This window comes from Roseobacter sp. HKCCD5988 (genome assembly GCF_037830355.1).
GTDB lineage: Bacteria > Pseudomonadota > Alphaproteobacteria > Rhodobacterales > Rhodobacteraceae > M30B80.
In genome coordinates this window covers 881,384-899,883 of sequence record NZ_JBBLYJ010000001.1, presented here as the reverse complement: position 1 = coordinate 899,883, position 18,500 = coordinate 881,384, and the positions used below count along the sequence as shown (strand labels likewise).

The following is an 18,500-nucleotide window of genomic DNA, read 5'->3' as shown; positions in this document are numbered from 1 at the left end:
ATCTAAGTTTCCCAAGGCGGGGTTCGCCCGCCTTGGTTTTTTATGTTCGGCCAAAGGTTGTCCCCATGTCGCGCACGCCCAACCTTAACGGTTTTCTGTATTTCGAAACCGTGGCACGGCGGGGCACGATCAGCCGCGCCGCCGAAGAGATGTCAGTATCGCCCTCAGCGGTCAGCCAACAAATCAAACTTCTTGAACAAAATCTGGGCGTAAAGCTGTTCCGTCGTCAGGGGCGTATGTTGAGCCTGACGCTGGAAGGCGAGCAACTGTTTCAATCGGCCTCCGTGGCGCTTCGCATGCTGCGCGACACAAGCCGTCATTTCAAACGCGGGCGCGAAACTTATCAGCTGAATATGCGCGTAACCCCCAGTTTTGGGGTGCGGTGGTTGGGGCCCCGCCTGTCTGATTTCATCGCGCGCCATCCTGATTGGGATCTTCACATTGATGCGGCCCCCGACCCCACCGATTTTGACCGCGAGATGATGGAACTGGATCTACGCTATGGCACGGGGAATTGGCCGGGCTATCACAGCGAAGCGGTGTTTGACGATTGCGTGGTTCCCCTGTGCAGCCCCGACTACCTAGAAGAGCTCCCACAAAGCGGCGATGCCGCCGCCACCCTTGCCGCGGCACGTCTCATTGGCACGCCACGGGCCTTGTGCCAGTGGGACTATTGGCTGAACCACAATGCCATCACCCTGCCCGAACGGCATATGCCGATTTTGATGGATCGCTCCTCTATGGCGCTGCAACTGGCCGTTGATGGGGTGGGCGTGGTGCTCGACAGCATGTCCTTAGCTATGCCTGAAATCGCCGAGGGGCGGCTTGTGCCAGTTCTGCCGCAAATTCCCGTTTTGCGCTTTCCATCCTATTGGGCGATCTGCCCGAGTCGCTATATCAAGCGGCGCGCTGTGCAAGAATTTCTTGCGTGGTTAAAATCGCAGACCAAGGATTTCGAAACTGAAATCACCGCTGCCTGCGCCCGCCACGGATTGCGTCAAACCCGTATAGAGTTCGACCTCGAGCGGGCGGCAGAGCAGCATTAGGTTTAGTGGATCAACGATCCGCCGTTCACATCGACCTCAGAGCCCGTGACATAGGCCGAAAGATCAGATGCCAAGAACAACGCGCAACCTGCCACGTCCGAGGCTTCGCCCGCGCGCCCCATCGGGATGCCCGCAAGGATCTGCACCTTCATCTCAGGGGTCAGCTTGCCCGCCGTGATATCGGTGGCGATAAATCCTGGGCAAATCGCATTGGCACGGATGCCATCAGGCGCCAATTCCCGTGCCATTGCCTTGGTCAGGCCCAAAACACCCGCCTTAGCCGCCGAATAATGCGGCCCGCCAAAAATACCGCCGCCCCGCTGCGCCGATACCGATGACATATTCACAAGCTTGCCGCTTTGGCGCTCGCGCATATGCGGGATTACAGCCTGACTCATATTGAGCGTGCCAAGCAGGTTCACATCTAACACGGCATCATAATTTTCATGGCGAATTTCCATGATCTTCAATGGCTGTGTAATGCCCGCATTATTGACCAAAATATCAATCTGGCCATAGGCCTCGAGGATCACAGCGACCGCACGGTCGCAATCCTCTTTGCGCGTCACATCGCAGGCAAGCCCGATATGGCCCGCACCCAAATCAGCGGCGGCTTCTTCGGCTTGGCCCTCGTCCAAATCCAAGATTGCCACTTTTGCGCCATGCTCCACGAAAAGCTTTGCCGTGGCCTTGCCCAATCCGCGCGGGCTTGCAGCCCCTGTGATGATGGCAATCTGTCCGTCCAGTAAACCCATTCTCGCTTCTCCTTTGACCGCGCCGCGCGGCGCGTGGTTATTGGTCGACCCAACGGCGCAGTTGCTCTGCAATCCGTTCAACTGTGATCCCGTATTGGTCATGCAGGCTTGGCAATGCGCCTGCGTCCAAAAATTCATCTGGCAAGCCAATTTGGCGCAATGGCACGAAGACATCATGCGTCATCAGCGTCTTGGCGACCGCATCACCAAGCCCGCCTGTGATGGAATGATTTTCTGCAACCACCACAAGGCGCCCGTTTTTTTGTGCCTCGGCAAGAATTGTGTCTTGATCCAAGGGTTTGATGGTTGGGCTGTGCAACACCGCAACGCCAATGCCATCTTGCGCCAGAACCTGCGCCGCATCCAAAGCGCGCATGGTCATGATCCCTGAAGAAATGATCAAAACATCCGCACCCTCGCGCAGCAACTTCGCGCGACCAAGCTCAAAACTATAATCATACGCGCCCAACACATTGGCCACTTGTCCGCGCAAAAGCCGCATATATGCAGGGCCGTTATAGTCTGTGATGGCGCGCGTGGCCTGTGCAACATCCACCGCATCGCAAGGGTCAATCACCACCATATTGGGCATCGCCCGCATGATCGCCATGTCTTCGGTCGCTTGATGGCTTGGGCCATAGCCTGTGGTCAAACCCGGCAGCGCGCAGACGATTTTGACGGGCAGGTTTTCCTCTGCAATCGCCATAGCGATAAAGTCATAGGCGCGCCGCGCGGCAAAAACCGCGTAGGTGGTTGCAAAGGGCGTAAACCCTTCGCGCGCAAGCCCTGCTGCGGCCGACATCAAAAGCCCTTCGGCCATACCCATCTGATAAAACCGCTCAGGATAGGCCTGCGCAAAAATATGCAGATCGGTGTATTTCGACAAATCGGCAGACAACCCCACGATATCCGCACGGGTCTTGGCCAAGTCCACCAATGCATGACCAAATGGCGCCGCAATCGTCTCGCGGCCTTCGGCATCAAGAGAGGCGATCATAGCGGATGTGCGCACTGCATCTGCGCCACTTGCGCGGCTGCGGGGGGTATATTTCGACTTTCTGCGGGAATGGGGAGGGATGCTCATAGCGGCTTTTTCTCCTCATGCTCAGCCAAGGCCTTGGCCCATTCATCGGCTTCGACACGGATAAAATGCGTTTTCTCACGGGTCTCAAGAAAGCTGATCCCATGACACATTTTGGTATTGCAAATAATAACACGAGGGCATGGATTGGGATGCGTTTTGGCCGCATCAAAGGCCGCAACCACCGCTGCTAAATCATTGCCATCCACCTCTTGTGCGAACCAGCCAAAGGCCTCCCATTTCGGCGCTTCGGCCCCTTGGGCCAAGGCCGCACGACTTGGCCCATCGGCCTGTTGATTGTTGAAATCAACGATCGCAATCAGGTTGTCCAATTTCCATTGGGTGGCAGACATCACGGCCTCCCAAGTCGAGCCTTCGCCAAGTTCGCCATCTGACAACAGATTATAGACAAAGGCAGGGTTGTTCTTACGTTTCAGACCCAAGGCTGCGCCCACCGCAATGCCCAACCCATGACCAAGCGATCCGCCTGTGATCTCCATCCCAGGCGTATAGGCGGCCATGCCCGACATCGGCAGGCGGCTATCATCCATGCCATAGGTGGCGATTTCATCCTCGGGCAAAATCCCCGCTTCAATCAGTGCTGCATAGAGTGCGATCGCATAGTGACCGATAGAGAGATAAAACCTATCGCGCCCTTCCCATTCTGGATCATCGGCGCGCAGGCGCATCACATGAAAATAGGACACGGCCAAAATATCAGCGACACCAAGCGCCTGACCAATATAGCCTTGCCCCTGCACCTCGCCCATCAATAGCGCGTTGCGCCGAATTGCCCAAGCCCGTTGTGCAAGCGACATATTTGCTCCGCTCTGGCTCACAACACCCCTCCCTGCATGCTCTGCGGTTTCCCCATGATATCCGCGCCGAAGATGCGGCAGCGACAGGACGAAAAACAAGACCAGATAAATGAATTATCTTTAAGCCCTGCTTTAAGATAATGCTCAAAAAAATGATGGTTATTGTCGCAGCCGTCCCGTTATCAAGGATAGGGCTTGTGCCGCAACCAATAGGGGAAAAACATCATGAACCTGTCACGACTGCTTGCCGAATATAACGCCGCCAAGGGGCCTGTGCGTGTTGGTTTGATTGGGGCGGGAAAATTTGGCTCAATGATCCTCGCGCAGGCAAAGCACATCAAGGGCTATCACATTGTGGCTGTTGCGGATCTTGATATCAGCAAGGCCAAATCCTCCTTCGCGCGCGTTCATTGGGCTGCCGAGGCCTATGACGCCCCGACCCTCTCTGACGCGTATAAGACGGGCAAAACCTGCATTACCGATGACGCGGAGGCGTTGATGGAATTTGATGGCATCGACTGCGTGATTGAGGCCACAGGGCATCCGATTGCAGGCATCCGCCATGCGCTTGCCGCCATTGAGGCGGGCAAACATGTGATCATGGTTAATGTTGAGGCTGATGTTCTATGCGGGGCCTATCTGGCCGCGCGCGCCCGTGAAAAAGGTGTGGTCTATTCCATGGCCTATGGCGATCAGCCTGCCGCCATTTGCGAACTTGTCGATTGGGTGCAGGCGAGCGGCTTTGAATTGGTCGCCGCAGGAAAGGGCATGAATTTCTGCCCGCATTACCGCTATTCGACCCCCGACACGGTCTGGGGCTTTTTCGGGTGGAGCGATGAAGAAGTCGCTGCAGGTGATTTCAATCCAAAAATGTATAACAGTTTCACCGATGGCACGAAGGCCGCGATTGAAATGGCCGCGGTCGCCAATGCCACAGGGCTTGACTGTCCAGAGGATGGCTTGGCCTTCCACCCTGCGGGCCTGCATGATCTGGCACGCGTATTCAAACCCCAATCCGAAGGCGGGCAATTGGCCCGCGCAGGTTTGGTCGATATCGCAGCAAGTCGCGAGCCCGATGGGCGGGTGGTAATGAACAATATCCAATACGGAATGTTCGTCACCTTTCGGGCGCCTGATGAATATACGCGCGCTTGCTTCCAGCAATATGGGCTCTTGACCGATGACAGCGGGTGGTATGGGTCAATGTGGCGGCCGTTCCATTTGATCGGCCTTGAAACATCGGTTTCCGTGTTGAACGCTGTTTTGCGGGGCGAGGCCACAGGCAGTTCAACGCTTTATCGCGCCGATGCAGTCGCAACCGCCAAAGGGGATTTCAAAGCAGGCGACTATTTGGACGGCGAAGGCGGGTTCAAAGTGTGGGCCAAGGCAATCCCCGCAACGCGCGCGGCCAAGGTCAATGCCTTGCCAATCGGGCTTGCACATCACATCAAACTCAAGCGCGACATCGCCCGCGACCAGATCGTGACCCTAGACGATGTCGAAATCAAAGACGATCTCGATATATTTGAGATGCGCCGTGCCTTGCGCGAAATGGCCAATGGCTAGGGAGGGCAGCATGAACATCCAATCCATGGCGGATTCAATCCGCTTTTTGGCACTTGATACGATTGTGGCAGCGGGTGAGGGTCATCAAGGCGTCCCGCTTGGTATGGCCGAGATTGCCGCAACGCTTTACGCCAATCACCTCAAGGTTGACCCCAAAAACCCGCTCTGGCCCGATCGCGATCGCGTGGTTCTATCCAATGGTCATGGATCTATGTTGCTTTATGCGCTGTTGCACCTCTCAGGCTATGAGAAGGTTGATCTTGCGGCGGTGAAATCTTTTCGAAAATTGCACTCGGTCTGCGCAGGCCATCCCGAGATTGAGCAAGATGCAGGGATTGAGATCACCACGGGGCTGCTTGGCCAGGGCATCGCCTGTGCGGTTGGCATGGCCGTGGCCGAAGAACGAATGCGCGCAGAATTTGGCGCTGATCTCTGCGATCATCGCACATGGGCCTTTGTGGGTGATGGCTGCTTGCAGGAGGGCATTGGCCAAGAGGCGATTTCACTGGCGGGTCACTTGCGCTTGGGGCGTCTGACATTTCTCTGGGATGACAACCATATCACCGATGACGGCGACACTGCTTTGTCGATCAGCGAGGACATTCCCGCCCGTTTCACCGCGGCGGGGTGGCATGTGGTCGAGGTGGATGGCCATGATATCGCCGCGATTGATGCCGCCATTCTATCTGCAAAGTCTGACCCCCGCCCGTCTTTGATTGCCTGCCGCACCACAATCGCGCGCGGCATCCCCCGCCTTCAGGGGCAACGCGGCGGACATAGCGCGCCACTCTCTCCAAAAGACGCGGCTGAGGCGCGCGCTGCGCGCAACTGGACGCACGAGGCCTTTGTGATCCCGCAAGACATTTATGCCGATTGGACAGCCGCAATGTCGCGCGGAAGAGATGCTGCGCGGGATTGGGCCGCGCGTCTAGAGTTCGACCCAAAGGCCGCAGAATTCACCCGCCGAATGGAGGGCATATTACCCCAAAACTGGCCGCAAATTATGGCCGATATTGAGGCGCGTTTAACAGCAACGGACGCAGCCCGCGCGACAATCGCCTCATCGGGTGATGTTTGCGAAAGATTAGAGGCCGCTTTGCCCGAGCTGTGCATTCTCTGCGCAGATTTGGAGGCCCCCACCAATCACAAGCGCGGTCGCACGGCATTCGGCCCTGATAACCGCCAAGGCAGCTATGTGCATTGCGGGGTGCGCGAGCATTTAATGGGGGCAATGGCCTGTGGGATCGCCGCCCATGGCGGGCTGATTGCGGTCAATGTGACCTATCTGGCCTTCGCAGATTACGAGCGCCCTGCGATGCGGATGGCCGCCTTGATGGGGCTGCCCGTGCTTTTTGTCTTTAGCCATGACTCCATCGGGGTCGGGTCGAATGGGCCAACCCATCAGCCCGTTGAAATCCTCGCCAGTTTTCGCGCTATGCCAAATTTCTGGGTGATGCGCCCCGCCGATGCGCGCGAAACAGTCATGGGGTGGGATCAAGCCCTGCGCCGAAAATCAGGCCCCACCCTTTTGGCGCTCAGCCGTCAGGACTTGGTGCAGCTGCCCCAAATATCGGGTTGTGCCAATGGGGGCTATATCCTGGCAGGCGAAGACCCTCGCGATATCACGCTGATTGCAACAGGCAGTGAAGTTGCACTTGCGCTTGACGCAGCCGCGCAGTTGCAACGGGCAGACATCCGCGCCACGGTTGTCTCGTTGCCCTGTTGGGAAATTTTCGAAACCCAAAGCCCCGCGCAGCGCGCCGCAATCTTGGGCACGGGGCCCAAAATCGGTATTGAGGCCGCTGTGCGGTTCGGATGGGATCAAATCCTTGCCCCAGAAGATCCGTTTATCGGCATGACGGGCTTTGGCGCCTCTGCAAAAGCGCCCGAACTCTTCGCCCATTTCGGCATCACAACCGAGGCCATTGTTGCCGCCGCCAAAGCACGGCTTTCGCGTTAAGTCGTAAGATAAGTCTCTAGCGTTTTGCGCACCCCCTCACGGGACAGGGCTAGATAGGCATCCGTCACGGGCACATGAATATCAGCGGCAAGGCTTGGGTCGAAGATCGCCTCAAGGCCCAAAATTCGTGTAACCGCCTCGGCCTCATCCACGCCTGAATGAGCGGCGCGCAGGACATCGGCCATAGGATCGCGCAACTCAATCGCCTCCCCCGCCTCGTCAAAGCCAGCGGTGTAGCGCATCCACCCTGCAACAGCGAGGATCAGACCCCGATCCTCAGCCCCCTTTTTGCGCGCCGCGCGCAATGTCCCAAGCAGGCGTTGCGGTAATTTCTGGCTGCCATCCATCGCGATCTGCCATGTGCGGTGCTGGATCGCAGGGTTGTTGAACCGCGCACGCAAGGCTGCGGCATAATTTTCGAGCGATACACCCTCAGGCGGGGTCAAATGCGGAATGACCTCGCGCGCCCAAAGACGTTGCGCATAAGCGTCAAACACGGGATCAGCCATAACATCCGTGATCGTATGATGCCCCGCCACATAACCCAAATAGGACAAGGCCGAATGGGAGGCGTTGAGCATCCGAAGCTTCATATCCTCATAGGGGGCGACATCTTGCACCAACTCTGCCCCGACCTGATCCCATGCAGGGCGCACACCGCCGACAAAATCATCCTCCATCACCCATTGGCGATAAGGTTCATGCACCACGGGTGCGGCATCGGCAAAGCCCGTCAGGCGCGCCACTTCTGCCCGTGTCTCATCGGTCGTAGCGGGCACGATCCGATCGACCATGGTTGAAGGAAAGGCCCCATGATCCGCGATCCATTGCGCAAGATCTGGGTCAAGGATTTGTGCAAATTCCAAAACCAGCCCGCGCAAGAGTTTCCCGTTATGAGGTAGGTTATCACAGCACAAAATGGTAAAGGGCGGGATGCCCGCCGCCTTGCGCAAGGCAAGCGCGCGAGTGAGATAGCCAATGCTGCTTTGCGGGCTGTCATGGGTCAAATCATGGATGATATCAGGGTGATCTCGATCCAACGCGCCGCTTGCGGGATGGTGGCAATAGCCTTTCTCCGTGACGGTCAGCGAAACAATTTTGACCGAAGGGTCTGCCATTGCGGCCAAAACCGCAGAAGGGTCTTCTGGGGCAACCAAAACCGTGCTTAGGCTTGTAACAAGGAGAAGCTCCGCACAATCTGGGGCAAGTTCCAAAGCGTGATAAACAGCGCCTTGCGGTTGCAGCGCATCACGGGTTGTGGGCGATTTGAGAGAAACCCCGATGATCCCCCAATCCCCGCCTGCCTTTGCCATGGCCTGTTGCGTGTAAATTGCCCCATGCGCGCGAAAAAACGCGCCAAGGCCCAAGTGAACAATGCCCGGGCTTGGGGCAGGTGCCGTGCGGGTCAAAGGGTTATCGGGCAAGCCATCCTCCATCTACATTGATCACCGCACCATGAATATAAGCCGCCGCAGGCGAGGCGAGAAAGGCCGCCGTATGACCAATATCTGACGGCTCGCCCCATCGACCTGCGGGAATGCGCGCCAGAATTGCCGTATTGCGATCGGCATCTTTGCGCAGGTTTTCCGTGTTGTTGGACACAACATAACCCGGCGCAATCGCGTTAACGTTGATGCCGTCTGCCGCCCATTCATTGGCCAAAATTTTGGTTAAACCCGCAACCCCATGCTTTGAGGCGGTATAAGCAGGTACGCGAATGCCACCCTGAAACGCCAACAATGAGGCAATATTCACCACCGCTGCGGGGCCGCGCGGCGCGCGGTCAAGATGCGCCTTGGCGAAGGCCTGCGTGGTAAAAAACAACGCCTTGAGATTTACATCCATCACCGCGTCCCAATCCGCCGCCGTATAATCGAGACTGTCCTCGCGGCGGATGATGCCCGCGTTATTGACCAAGATGGAATAGCCCGCGCCCGCAAAAATTTCGCGCGCGGCCATGGGATCCGCAAAATCAAGGATCATCTCATCGGCAATACCGCCCTTCGCCGCAATCGCCGCGCAAGTTTCAGCGCAGTCGCGCCGCCCCGCACAAGTGACAGATGCCCCTTGATCGGCCAAGGCAAGGGCAATGGCCTGACCAATGCCCGTATTCGCCCCCGTCACCAAGGCCCGTCTGCCGGCGAGGGAAAACGCGCTCATCGCAGATCCTCCAGATCAACAAAATCCATATCCGTGAAATCGACATTATCGCCCGCCATGGCCCAGATGAATCTGTAATGCCCATGCCCCGCGCCCGCATGAATTGACCACGGCGGCGACAGCACAGCCGCCTCATTTCCCACAACCAAATGGCGGGTCTCGTGCGGTTCCCCCATCAGATGCAGCACCCGCGCCTCTGGTGCCATATCCCAATAAAGATAGGCTTCCATGCGCCGATCATGCGTGTGTGGCGGCATCGTGTTCCAGACCGATCCTTGACCCAAAGTGGTGTAGCCCATGACCAATTGGCAGCTCTCCATCACCAAAGGATGGATGAATTGGTTAATCACGCGCTCATTGGCCGTCTCAGCCGCACCCAAGGCCACGCGGTTGCTGTCTTTCGGTGTGAGATGACGATGTGGATAGCGGTGATGCGCGGGGGCGGAGGTAATGTAAAACCGCCCCGCCCCTGAGAAGGTCACATCACCCGCCGCCATCCCCAGATAAAGCACATCGCCCTGCGCCATCTCCCACACCTGACCATCCGCGCTGACTTGGCCTGTGTCCCCAATATTGACGATGCCCATTTCACGGCGCTCCATGAAACTGGCCGTGCGCGTCTGTCCAATTTTATCAAGGCGCAGACTGCCGCCATTTGGCACGGCGCCGCCAAGGGTGAAGCGGTCATAATGCGAATAACACAGCTTGATCTTTCCGCTCTCAAACAGACCTTCGACCAAAAAGGACGCGCGCAACATTGCCGTATCCATACCCTTTGCGTGGTCAGGGTGAATGGCATGGCGGGTTTCAACCTCGATCATCGGGGCAGTCCTTTCAAAGTTTATAGGCACGGCGCGCAAGCCCCGTGGTTAAGTCCTGCATCAGATCACCCGCTTCGCTTTCGTCCAAGCGGCCTGTGACAATCAATTCCGCCAAATAGGCTGCATCGACCCGCCGGGCGACATCGTGGCGCGCGGGGATCGAGCAAAAGGCACGGGTGTCATCATTGAACCCTGCAAGGTTATAGAACCCTGCGGTTTCCGTAACCGAACGGCGAAAGCGCATCATCCCTTCATAGCTGTCATGGAACCACCAAGGCGGGCCCAGAAAGAGACAAGGATATACCCCCGCTAAAGGTGCCAGTTCGCGGGCGTAGCTGCTTTCATCCAAGGTGAATAGGATCAGATGGAACCCGTCCGCGCGGCCAAATTCCTGCAACAAAGGGCGCAGCGCGGTGACGTAATCGGTGCGTTGCGGGATGTCGTAACCCTTATCCCGACCAAAGCGCGCCAAGACCCAATCGGAATGATTGCGCTGTGATCCTGCGTGTATTTGCATCACCAAACCATCTGCAACCGACATGCGCGCCATCTCGGTCAGCATTTGCGCGCGAAACAACTCGCGCGTGGCGAGGTCAGCTTTGCCTGTCATGACATCGTCAAACAGGGCCGCGGCCTTGGCCCGCGAGAGATTGGCGGTGTTGGCCGTTGGGTGGCCATGGTCAGTCGCGGTTGCACCCAAAGATGCAAAATACGCACGGCGCGCATGATGGGCGGCAAGGTAGCTCTCCCATGTTACAGCACCGCCACCATGCGCACAGAAGGCTTCGACATTGCCTATGAACCCATCAAAATCGGGATCAATAACCGCGTCAGGCCGATAGGTGGTGATAACGCGACCCTGCCATCCGCTGTCGCGGATCGTGCGGTGATGGGCCAAATCGTCAAGCGCGCTTTCCGTGGTCGCGAGAACATCTAAGTTGAACCGCTCAAATAGGGCGCGGGGCCGAAAGGCGCGGCTTGCTAATTTCTCGTTGATTGCATCAAAAGCCGCGTCTGCCGTCTCTGGCGATAGTCTTTGATCTAGGCCACACAAATCTTGCAGCGCGTGGTCAATCCACATCCGCGAAGGGGTCGCTGCAAAAAGGCGATAGTGCCGCGCAAACAGCCGCCAGATTTTGCGCGGATCCGTTTCCACCGCACCACCATCGGCACGCGGCACGCCTAAATCCTCTAGCGCGACACCTTGGGAATGAAGCATCCGAAACACATAGTGATCGGGCGTGATGAACAGTTTGGCGACGTCTTCAAAGGGTTCATTCTGCGCGAACCACTGGGGGTCGGTATGACCATGGGGTGAGATGATCGGCGCATCTTTGACCTGCGCATAAAGCGCACGGGCCAGCGACCGCGCTGTAGGCTCTGTAGGAAACAGGCGGTCTTCACTTAAAAAGCCCATAGGCGGCCCCTTTTGGTTAATCTTCTTGCAAACTGATATGCTAGTATATAACCTAGGTCAATCAGACAGGGATTGATCCTGAAATGACCCAAGACATGCCACTCATATCGCTTGACCGAACCGCCCGCCCTGCGATCGCGGATTTGGTCTATGGGGAATTGCACAAACAGGTGCTCAACCTTGACCTGAAACCCGGTGAGAAGCTGTCAGAAGCTGAGATCGCAAAACGGTTTGAAGTCTCCCGTCAACCAGTGCGCGATGCATTCTACAGGCTTTCGAAAATGGGCTTCCTGCTGATCCGCCCGCAACGCGCCACATTGGTGTCGTTGATCTCCACCCGGGCGGTGATGCAGGCCCAGTTCATTCGCATCGCGCTTGAGGCTGAGGCCGTGCGCCATGCGGCCACACGGCTTGCCCCCGCAGATATTCAAGCATTGGAGGGGCTGATCGCAGAACAGGCCGCCGCCAAAGACGCTGGCGACAAGCTGCGGTTTCATGCCGCCGATGACGCCTTCCACCGCGAAATCTGTTTGCGGGCGGGGCTAGAATTTACATGGGACCTGATTGCCGAAAACAAAGGCCATATGGATCGGGTCAGAATGCTGTCCTTGGCGTTTTCATCGCAAACGGCATGGGATGATCATATAGCGCTAACCCGCGCCTTAGCTGATCGTGATCCTGATGGCGCGGCAGAGATCATGCGCGCTCATCTCTCACGCATTCATGAACAACTGATCCGTATTCGGGCCGAGCATGAAGCCTATTTCGAAGATGACGACCCAAGCGAGGCAACTCTGCCCCTTGGATTGCGGGAAAAGAGGATGACCTGATGCAAGAACCTGTCGCACGCAACGGAACCCATCTCGCCCCTGATATGATCGCGCGCTACTGGGAGGATGGGTTTCTCTTTCCAATAGATGTTCTGTCACGCGATGAGGCGCAAGCCTACCGCACTCAACTGGAATTGGTCGAGCGTGATTGGCTAGACGGTGATTTGCCCCTGCCCCTCAACACCTACAAACGCGTCAACGCGCAGCTGGTAATGCCCTTTGTCCATGAGATAGCGACTAAGCCACAGGTCTTAGACGTGATCGAAGGCATTCTTGGACCTGATATTTTGATCTATAGTGCCGAGTTTTTCATTAAAAACGCACAAAGCGATCAGTATGTCTCGATGCATCAAGACTTGACCTATTGGGGAATGGGCACCACCTCTGAGATGGTCACCGCTTGGATCGCCCTTTCTCCAGCAACGCGGGCAAGTGGCTGTATGGATTTCGTCAAAGGCAGTCATAAATCGGAAATTCTACCTCATACCGATACGTTCAGTGAGAAGAACCTGCTGTCGCGTGGCCAAGAGATTGCGGTCGATGTGGCCGAGACAGACAAAACCCCCATTGAGCTGATGCCGGGGCAAATGTCGTTACATCACGGGCTGACCATTCATGGCTCTGGTCCAAATGTCTCGGATGATCGGCGCATCGCGGTTGTAGTACGCTATCTCACGCCTAAAGTAGCGCAAAACATGGCCGATCAGGATTTTGCTATGCTTGCGCGTGGCATCGACCGGGTGGGCAAGTTTATCCATTACACCGCGCCCCAAACTCTGTTTGAGTCTCGCGCAATTGATCTTTATGACGAAATAAGGCAGTCGCGCGCCAAAGCGATGATGGCAGGCGCAAAAGCACAAAAAGGCATCTACGCCTAAGACCCCATAGTTTAGAAAGAGCCCTCCCCATGCTCGCGATGCTGCATGTTCTGACACATGACATCCTGCCAGTCTTTGCCATGATGGCACTGGGTTTCATACTCGGTAGGGGTAACTTAGTCAGTGTTCCAGATGCGAAAACGCTTAACCGTGTAGCATTTCTACTACAGCCTGCACTTCTGTTTCCCCTGACGAATTTGCTCGATTGGCATGACTTTCAATTCGACGCAATCGGTCTTTATGCAATTTGCCAAATAATAATATTTAGCATTACTTTTTTCATCTGCCGGATCGTTTTAGGTCGCGAAAAGCTTGAGGCCTGGCTGCTCTCAATGGCCATGATTTTCGTAAACACTTTGCTATACATGTGGCCGATTTCATATCTAATTTATGGCGAAGCCGCAGCCCTTCCGATCACTGCAATTGTGGCATGGGATGCCACTATTACATTTGCTTTCTTCATAATAACAACGGATTTGATGGCCAACTCAAAAGCAAATGTTTACCAATCTATGCGCCGCATAGCACTCAACCCTGTGTTGATTTCAATTTTTTTGGGGATCGTCACCAACTTGATGGGCGTAGTAGCGCTGGAACCAATACTCACAGGTCTCGACTTTGCTGGGGCAGCTGCTGCGCCGCTGACGTTATTCGCACTTGGCGTGATCCTATCAAGCCATCCACTTACACCCAACGCCAGTGTCATCATGCTTACAGGGATAAAACTTCTAGCGTTCCCAGCCTTGGTATTTGCAGCTTTGAGCCTTGGAGAACGTCCAGCCCAATGGAATACGCTTGTGGTCCTTTGCGCAGCGGGTCCGTCCGGGGCAATGGCATTTACACTCGCAATGCTACACGGAGTACGCACAGATACTATCGCCCCAGTCATTATCTGGACATCAACCCTCTCGCTGATCTCACTTGCCTGGTTGGCTTAGCAATACCGCTCGATCGTACGCATGTGAGTGTAAGAATAGCGATCCCCGCGGGCAAATCCCACAGGTAACACTGCTTCGATCCGCGCCATATCAGCATCGGAAAGGGCAACCTCATCAGCGCGAACCCATTCCATTAGATGCGCCGCAGTCCGTGTTCCAGGTATGGGAACAAACCCAGCGCCACGCTGCAGCACCCACGCCATTGCCATGGCGGATACAGGTACAGATTTGGCCCTTGCTAATTCTTTGAAGCGGTCGATCAGAGCCTTGTTTTTTGGATAATTCTCAGTTGAAAAACGTGGAATATCACGGCGCAAATCACCCTCGGCCATCAGCGTCGGATCGGGATAATTTTCGCCAAAGACGCCGCGCGCCAGAGGCGAAAACGGCACAAAGGTAATATCCAATTCTTCACAACTTTGGATTACTCCCAATTCCGGCAATCGAGACCAGAGTGAATACTCACTTTGGACTGCAAGCGGGGGTAAAATTGCATGAGCTTCCCTAACTGTCGAAGGCGCTACCTCAGATAGACCGTAACCGCCGATCTTTCCCTCTCGGATCAAATCTTGCATTACCCCGACAGCCTCCGATAAGGGCACTGCGGGATCGCGACGATGCAGATAATATAGTGCGACATGATCTACACCGAGGCGCTTCAGCGATCCTTCTATTTCAGCTCGAATATGGTCGGGGCGGTTGTTAACCGGCTCTTTGGCATCACGTTGGATCCCAACTTTTGTAGCAAGCACAACATCACGACGGGCTTTTTTTAGCCAAGAGCCAAGAACAGTTTCCGATCTCCCCATTCCGTAGACATTAGCCGTGTCCAAAAATGTGATGCCCATCTCATAAGCGCAATCAAGGCACGCGTGGCTTGTTGCCTCATCCGTTTCGCCAAATACACCCGCAAAACTCATACATCCCAAACCAATTGCCCCAACCATGGGCCCATTTGCACCAAGTCTGCGCTGTTTCATAAAATCCCCAGCATCATTTATAAAAGGTCATGGACATAGGGGACAGATGAAACCGAACTGTCAAGGTTATGAAAAAAATGACTCTTTTCAAAAACTCAGAAATTGCCCACAGTCGCATCTTAACAAGATCTGAAAGAGGTAGCTGCTAATGTCGATACTCGCGTCTTTGACTCCACGAAAGGGCTTACGCGTTTTGATAACTGCTGGAGCCAGCGGCATAGGCAAACACATCACGGATGGGTTCATAGAAGCCGGCGCTCGTGTCCATATCTCTGACATCAACTCAGATGCCCTCAATGAGGCAATAGGCGGCCCAATCACGGGAACCCTAGCAAACTCAGCTAGTCCCGAAGATACCAAGCAGCTGTTTACACAAGCGATGCTAAACCTGGGGGGGCTTGATGTAGTAATTGCAAATTCGGGGATAGCAGGGCCCACAGCAACTATTGATGATGTCTCACCAGAAGATTGGGATGAAACACTCGAAGTTAACCTGAAAGGAGCCTATCTAGCAGCTCACCACTCAAGCAATGAACTAATTAAATCAAAAGGCTTATTTATCGCAATGTCGTCAGCCGCTGGTCGACTTCCCTATGCTTTTAGGACACCTTATTCAGCCTCCAAATGGGGCGTAGTAGGATTGGCTAAATCCCTCGCTGCAGAGCTTGGTCCAAAAGGGGTGCGCGCCAATGCTATTTTACCGGGAATAGTTCAAGGACCCCGCATGGATGGCGTGATATCGGCCCGAGCCGAACAAACAGGCGTGAGCTTTGAAGAAATGCGGAATACATATCTTGCCAAAGTATCGTTGCGTCGAATGGTAAGCCCGCAGGACATTGCATCAATGTGTCTATTTTTGTCATCTCCCGGGGGCTCCAACATTTCAGGTCAAGCTCTAAGCGTCTGTGGTGGTGTTGAAACACTTTAATCCTGCTTGGATCATGTTCTTTACACTAAAATACTCAGGTAAGCTTGCTAACAGCTTTTAGAATAAGGAGCCGCCAGAATGCCGAAATCTTCACGTAAGGTGATCATCACATGCGCGGTTACAGGCGCAATCCACACGCCATCTATGTCACCCTTCCTTCCTGTCACCCCACAAGAGATCATTGATGACGGGATCAAGGCCTTTGAGGCAGGCGCATCTATTTTGCACCTGCACGCGCGCGATCCTGAAAATGGACGGCCTACACAGGACCCTGAGATGTTCCGCAAATTCCTGCCACAACTCAAACAGGCAACCTCAGCGGTGTTGAACCTAACCACAGGCGGTTCGCCCCATATGACCGTGGCGGAGCGAATGCGCCCTGCCGCAGAGCTCAAGCCCGAGGTTGCCTCCCTCAATATGGGAAGCATGAATTTCGGACTGTATCCCATGCTTAACCGTTTCAAAGAGTTCAAACATGACTGGGAGCGCGAGCATCTCGAAACCAGCCGCGACCTTGTCTTTAAAAACACATTTGCCGATATCGAACACATCCTGCGCACGGGCAATGCCAATGGCACGCGGTTTGAGTTTGAATGTTATGACACAAGCCATCTCTACAATTTGGCGCATTTTGTGGATCGTGGCTTAGTCAGGTCCCCTTTCTTGGTTCAAACCGTCTTTGGCCTCTTAGGAGGAATTGGCGCGCACCCCGAAGATGTCGCACATATGAAGCGCACTGCAGATCGCTTGTTCGGGGATACTTATGTATGGTCTGTTTTGGGTGCAGGGCGCAATCAATTGCCCGTGGCGGCCCAAGCCGCTGCGCAAGGGGGGAATATCCGTGTCGGGCTTGAGGACAGCCTTTGGTCGGCGCCGGGTCAATTAGCACAAAGCAATGCCGACCAAGTTAGAAAAGCTCGTGCCTTGCTTGAAGGACTGAGCCTCGAAGTGGCAACGCCTGACGAAGCGCGCGAGATGCTAGATTTGAAGGGGGCGGGTGATGTCGCATTCTGATCCAAAAGGCGCGGTCATTGTCACGGGCGGCTCACGCGGGATCGGGGCCGCAACGGTGCGCCGCTTGGCCCTTGCAGGCTATCCTGTGCTCTTCACCTATCACAGCAACGCCGCCGCTGCTGATACGCTCTGTGCAGACCTTCATGCACAGGACGCGCAAGTGGTGGCACTGCAATCTGATGCGGCTGACCCCGCCGCGGCGGAGGCCGTGGTGACCGAATGCATAAGGCGCTTTGGGGCCCCAATCGCGCTATTTGCAAATGCTGGCATCACGGGACCTGCCCTACCATTGCGTGATCTGGACATGGCTGATCTGCGGCGTGTTATTGATACCAACCTTCTGGGTGTTTTTGCGATCGCCAAGGCCGCCACTGCCGCGATGCCCCAAGGTGGGTCTGTCGTTTTAATGTCCAGCCGTGCGGCAAAACTGGGTGGCGCGGGCGAATGGGTGCATTACGCAGCCTCAAAAGGAGCGATTGACACTATGACCGTCGGCCTTGCCCGCGAACTGGGGCCAGCTGGCATCAGAGTGAATGCGGTGGCCCCTGGCTTGATCGATACGGAGATTCATGCAGCCGCAGGAGTGGGAGACCGGCTAGTCACAATGAAAAAAAATGTACCGATGCAGCGTATCGGACGGGCTGATGAGGTAGCCGAGGTCGTCAGTTGGTTGCTCTCAGACGACGCAAGCTATGTGACTGGAACAATTGTGGAAGTCTCAGGGGGGCGCTAGGCGTTTATAACCCCGCCTAGTATAACCCTAAATCTTCTAATCCACACCATCATTGCCCCTATTGGCCTTGCGTATTAAGGCCAAACAGCAGGGTCAATTTGCCTTCGACTTCGGTAAAAACGGCAAGGGCGCGATTTGCACGCCCTCCTCAATCAATGCTTTGGCTTCACCGGGGGCGGCTTCGCCGTGGATCATGCGCTCAGGCGCGGTGCCATCATGGATTGCGCGCGCTTCTTTGACAAAATTCTTGCCAACATAGGTCGAATTTTCTTCGACATGTTTGCGCATCGCTTGGATCATTTCCTGAAGTTTACCATCGGGGGCGCTTAGCGCCCTTGTGGGCGGGGTGCTTGGCACAGGCAGGTTATGTGCAATTTGAGGGCTATCGCCATCGCCATCGCTTGGGGCGACACGAGGCGCCATGATCGCCTTTGTGACATCAGAAGATCCGCAAACACCACAAGACAGCAATTCCCGCTCCGCCAGATCGTCAAAGGCGGCAGCAGATTGGAACCAACTGTCAAACCCGTGCCCTTCGGCACATTTCAACGCATATCGGATCATAGAGTCCCTAA

The 18,500-nt window shown here is 55.4% G+C and carries 18 protein-coding genes; 9 read left to right on the top strand and 9 right to left on the bottom strand.

All coding sequences use genetic code 11. The features are described 5' to 3' along the window. The first annotated feature begins 65 nt into the window (after positions 1-65). Entirely contained in the window at positions 66-1,046 is a 981-nt protein-coding gene (locus AAC636_RS04490) for a LysR substrate-binding domain-containing protein (RefSeq protein ID WP_340300549.1), read from the top strand. A gap of 2 nt (positions 1,047-1,048) precedes the next feature. On the opposite strand, the gene AAC636_RS04485 is transcribed toward AAC636_RS04490, so the two are convergent. The 3 genes from AAC636_RS04485 to AAC636_RS04475 are packed head-to-tail and all read right to left on the bottom strand — an operon-like array spanning position 1,049 to position 3,700. Further along, a complete protein-coding gene (locus AAC636_RS04485) occupies positions 1,049-1,801 on the bottom strand; it encodes an SDR family NAD(P)-dependent oxidoreductase (RefSeq protein ID WP_317656145.1) in 753 nt (250 codons plus the stop codon). A gap of 37 nt (positions 1,802-1,838) precedes the next feature. Then, a complete protein-coding gene (locus AAC636_RS04480; protein WP_340252268.1) occupies positions 1,839-2,885 on the bottom strand; it encodes a transketolase family protein in 1,047 nt (348 codons plus the stop codon). After that, positions 2,882-3,700: a transketolase gene (locus tag AAC636_RS04475; RefSeq protein WP_340301087.1), complete on the bottom strand. Its 819-nt coding sequence runs from the start codon at positions 3,698-3,700 to the stop codon at positions 2,882-2,884. The genes AAC636_RS04480 and AAC636_RS04475 overlap by 4 nt, the downstream gene beginning before the upstream one ends. Before the next feature lie 225 nt (positions 3,701-3,925). On the opposite strand from AAC636_RS04475, the gene AAC636_RS04470 reads away from it, so the two are divergent. Both AAC636_RS04470 and AAC636_RS04465 read left to right on the top strand, forming a co-directional pair. Continuing rightward, positions 3,926-5,266, top strand: coding sequence for an NAD(P)H-dependent oxidoreductase (locus tag AAC636_RS04470; protein WP_340300548.1), 1,341 nt, complete (start codon positions 3,926-3,928; stop codon positions 5,264-5,266). Positions 5,267-5,276: 10 nt separating this feature from the next. Next, on the top strand, positions 5,277-7,226 hold the full coding sequence (locus AAC636_RS04465) for a transketolase family protein (protein WP_340300547.1): 1,950 nt from the start codon (positions 5,277-5,279) through the stop codon (positions 7,224-7,226). Here the strand turns inward: AAC636_RS04465 and AAC636_RS04460 are convergent. The 4 genes from AAC636_RS04460 to uxaC are packed head-to-tail and all read right to left on the bottom strand — an operon-like array spanning position 7,223 to position 11,624. Beyond that, entirely contained in the window at positions 7,223-8,650 is a 1,428-nt protein-coding gene (locus AAC636_RS04460; protein WP_445322539.1) for a mannitol dehydrogenase family protein, read from the bottom strand. The genes AAC636_RS04465 and AAC636_RS04460 overlap by 4 nt on opposite strands. Then, a complete protein-coding gene (gene kduD, locus AAC636_RS04455) occupies positions 8,640-9,386 on the bottom strand; it encodes a 2-dehydro-3-deoxy-D-gluconate 5-dehydrogenase KduD (protein ID WP_340300545.1) in 747 nt (248 codons plus the stop codon). Before kduD ends, AAC636_RS04460 begins: the two co-directional genes overlap by 11 nt. Next, positions 9,383-10,207, bottom strand: coding sequence for a 5-dehydro-4-deoxy-D-glucuronate isomerase (gene kduI, locus AAC636_RS04450; protein WP_340297424.1), 825 nt, complete (start codon positions 10,205-10,207; stop codon positions 9,383-9,385). The genes kduD and kduI overlap by 4 nt, the downstream gene beginning before the upstream one ends. A gap of 13 nt (positions 10,208-10,220) precedes the next feature. After that, complete coding sequence (gene uxaC, locus AAC636_RS04445; RefSeq protein ID WP_340300544.1) at positions 10,221-11,624, bottom strand: glucuronate isomerase; 1,404 nt, start codon at positions 11,622-11,624, stop codon at positions 10,221-10,223. A gap of 83 nt (positions 11,625-11,707) precedes the next feature. Between uxaC and AAC636_RS04440 the strand changes: the two genes are divergently transcribed. The 3 genes from AAC636_RS04440 to AAC636_RS04430 are packed head-to-tail and all read left to right on the top strand — an operon-like array spanning position 11,708 to position 14,270. Then, on the top strand, positions 11,708-12,454 hold the full coding sequence (locus AAC636_RS04440; protein WP_340261256.1) for a GntR family transcriptional regulator: 747 nt from the start codon (positions 11,708-11,710) through the stop codon (positions 12,452-12,454). Beyond that, complete coding sequence (locus AAC636_RS04435; protein ID WP_340300543.1) at positions 12,454-13,332, top strand: phytanoyl-CoA dioxygenase family protein; 879 nt, start codon at positions 12,454-12,456, stop codon at positions 13,330-13,332. Before AAC636_RS04440 ends, AAC636_RS04435 begins: the two co-directional genes overlap by 1 nt. Before the next feature lie 29 nt (positions 13,333-13,361). Then, on the top strand, positions 13,362-14,270 hold the full coding sequence (locus AAC636_RS04430) for an AEC family transporter (RefSeq protein WP_340300542.1): 909 nt from the start codon (positions 13,362-13,364) through the stop codon (positions 14,268-14,270). Here the strand turns inward: AAC636_RS04430 and AAC636_RS04425 are convergent. Further along, positions 14,267-15,250: an aldo/keto reductase gene (locus AAC636_RS04425; protein ID WP_340261259.1), complete on the bottom strand. Its 984-nt coding sequence runs from the start codon at positions 15,248-15,250 to the stop codon at positions 14,267-14,269. The two genes, AAC636_RS04430 and AAC636_RS04425, sit on opposite strands and share 4 nt — an antisense overlap. A 148-nt stretch (positions 15,251-15,398) precedes the next feature. Between AAC636_RS04425 and AAC636_RS04420 the strand changes: the two genes are divergently transcribed. The 3 genes from AAC636_RS04420 to AAC636_RS04410 all read left to right on the top strand — a co-directional run bounded on the left by AAC636_RS04420 (position 15,399) and on the right by AAC636_RS04410 (position 17,925). Further along, positions 15,399-16,178: an SDR family oxidoreductase gene (locus AAC636_RS04420; RefSeq protein WP_340252293.1), complete on the top strand. Its 780-nt coding sequence runs from the start codon at positions 15,399-15,401 to the stop codon at positions 16,176-16,178. Between the two features lie 78 nt (positions 16,179-16,256). After that, complete coding sequence (locus AAC636_RS04415) at positions 16,257-17,192, top strand: BKACE family enzyme (RefSeq protein WP_340300541.1); 936 nt, start codon at positions 16,257-16,259, stop codon at positions 17,190-17,192. Further along, on the top strand, positions 17,179-17,925 hold the full coding sequence (locus AAC636_RS04410) for an SDR family oxidoreductase (RefSeq protein WP_340252297.1): 747 nt from the start codon (positions 17,179-17,181) through the stop codon (positions 17,923-17,925). Before AAC636_RS04415 ends, AAC636_RS04410 begins: the two co-directional genes overlap by 14 nt. Positions 17,926-18,018: 93 nt before the next feature. On the opposite strand, the gene AAC636_RS04405 is transcribed toward AAC636_RS04410, so the two are convergent. Next, on the bottom strand, positions 18,019-18,489 hold the full coding sequence (locus AAC636_RS04405) for a DUF1178 family protein (protein ID WP_340300540.1): 471 nt from the start codon (positions 18,487-18,489) through the stop codon (positions 18,019-18,021). Between the last annotated feature and the right edge of the window lie 11 nt (positions 18,490-18,500).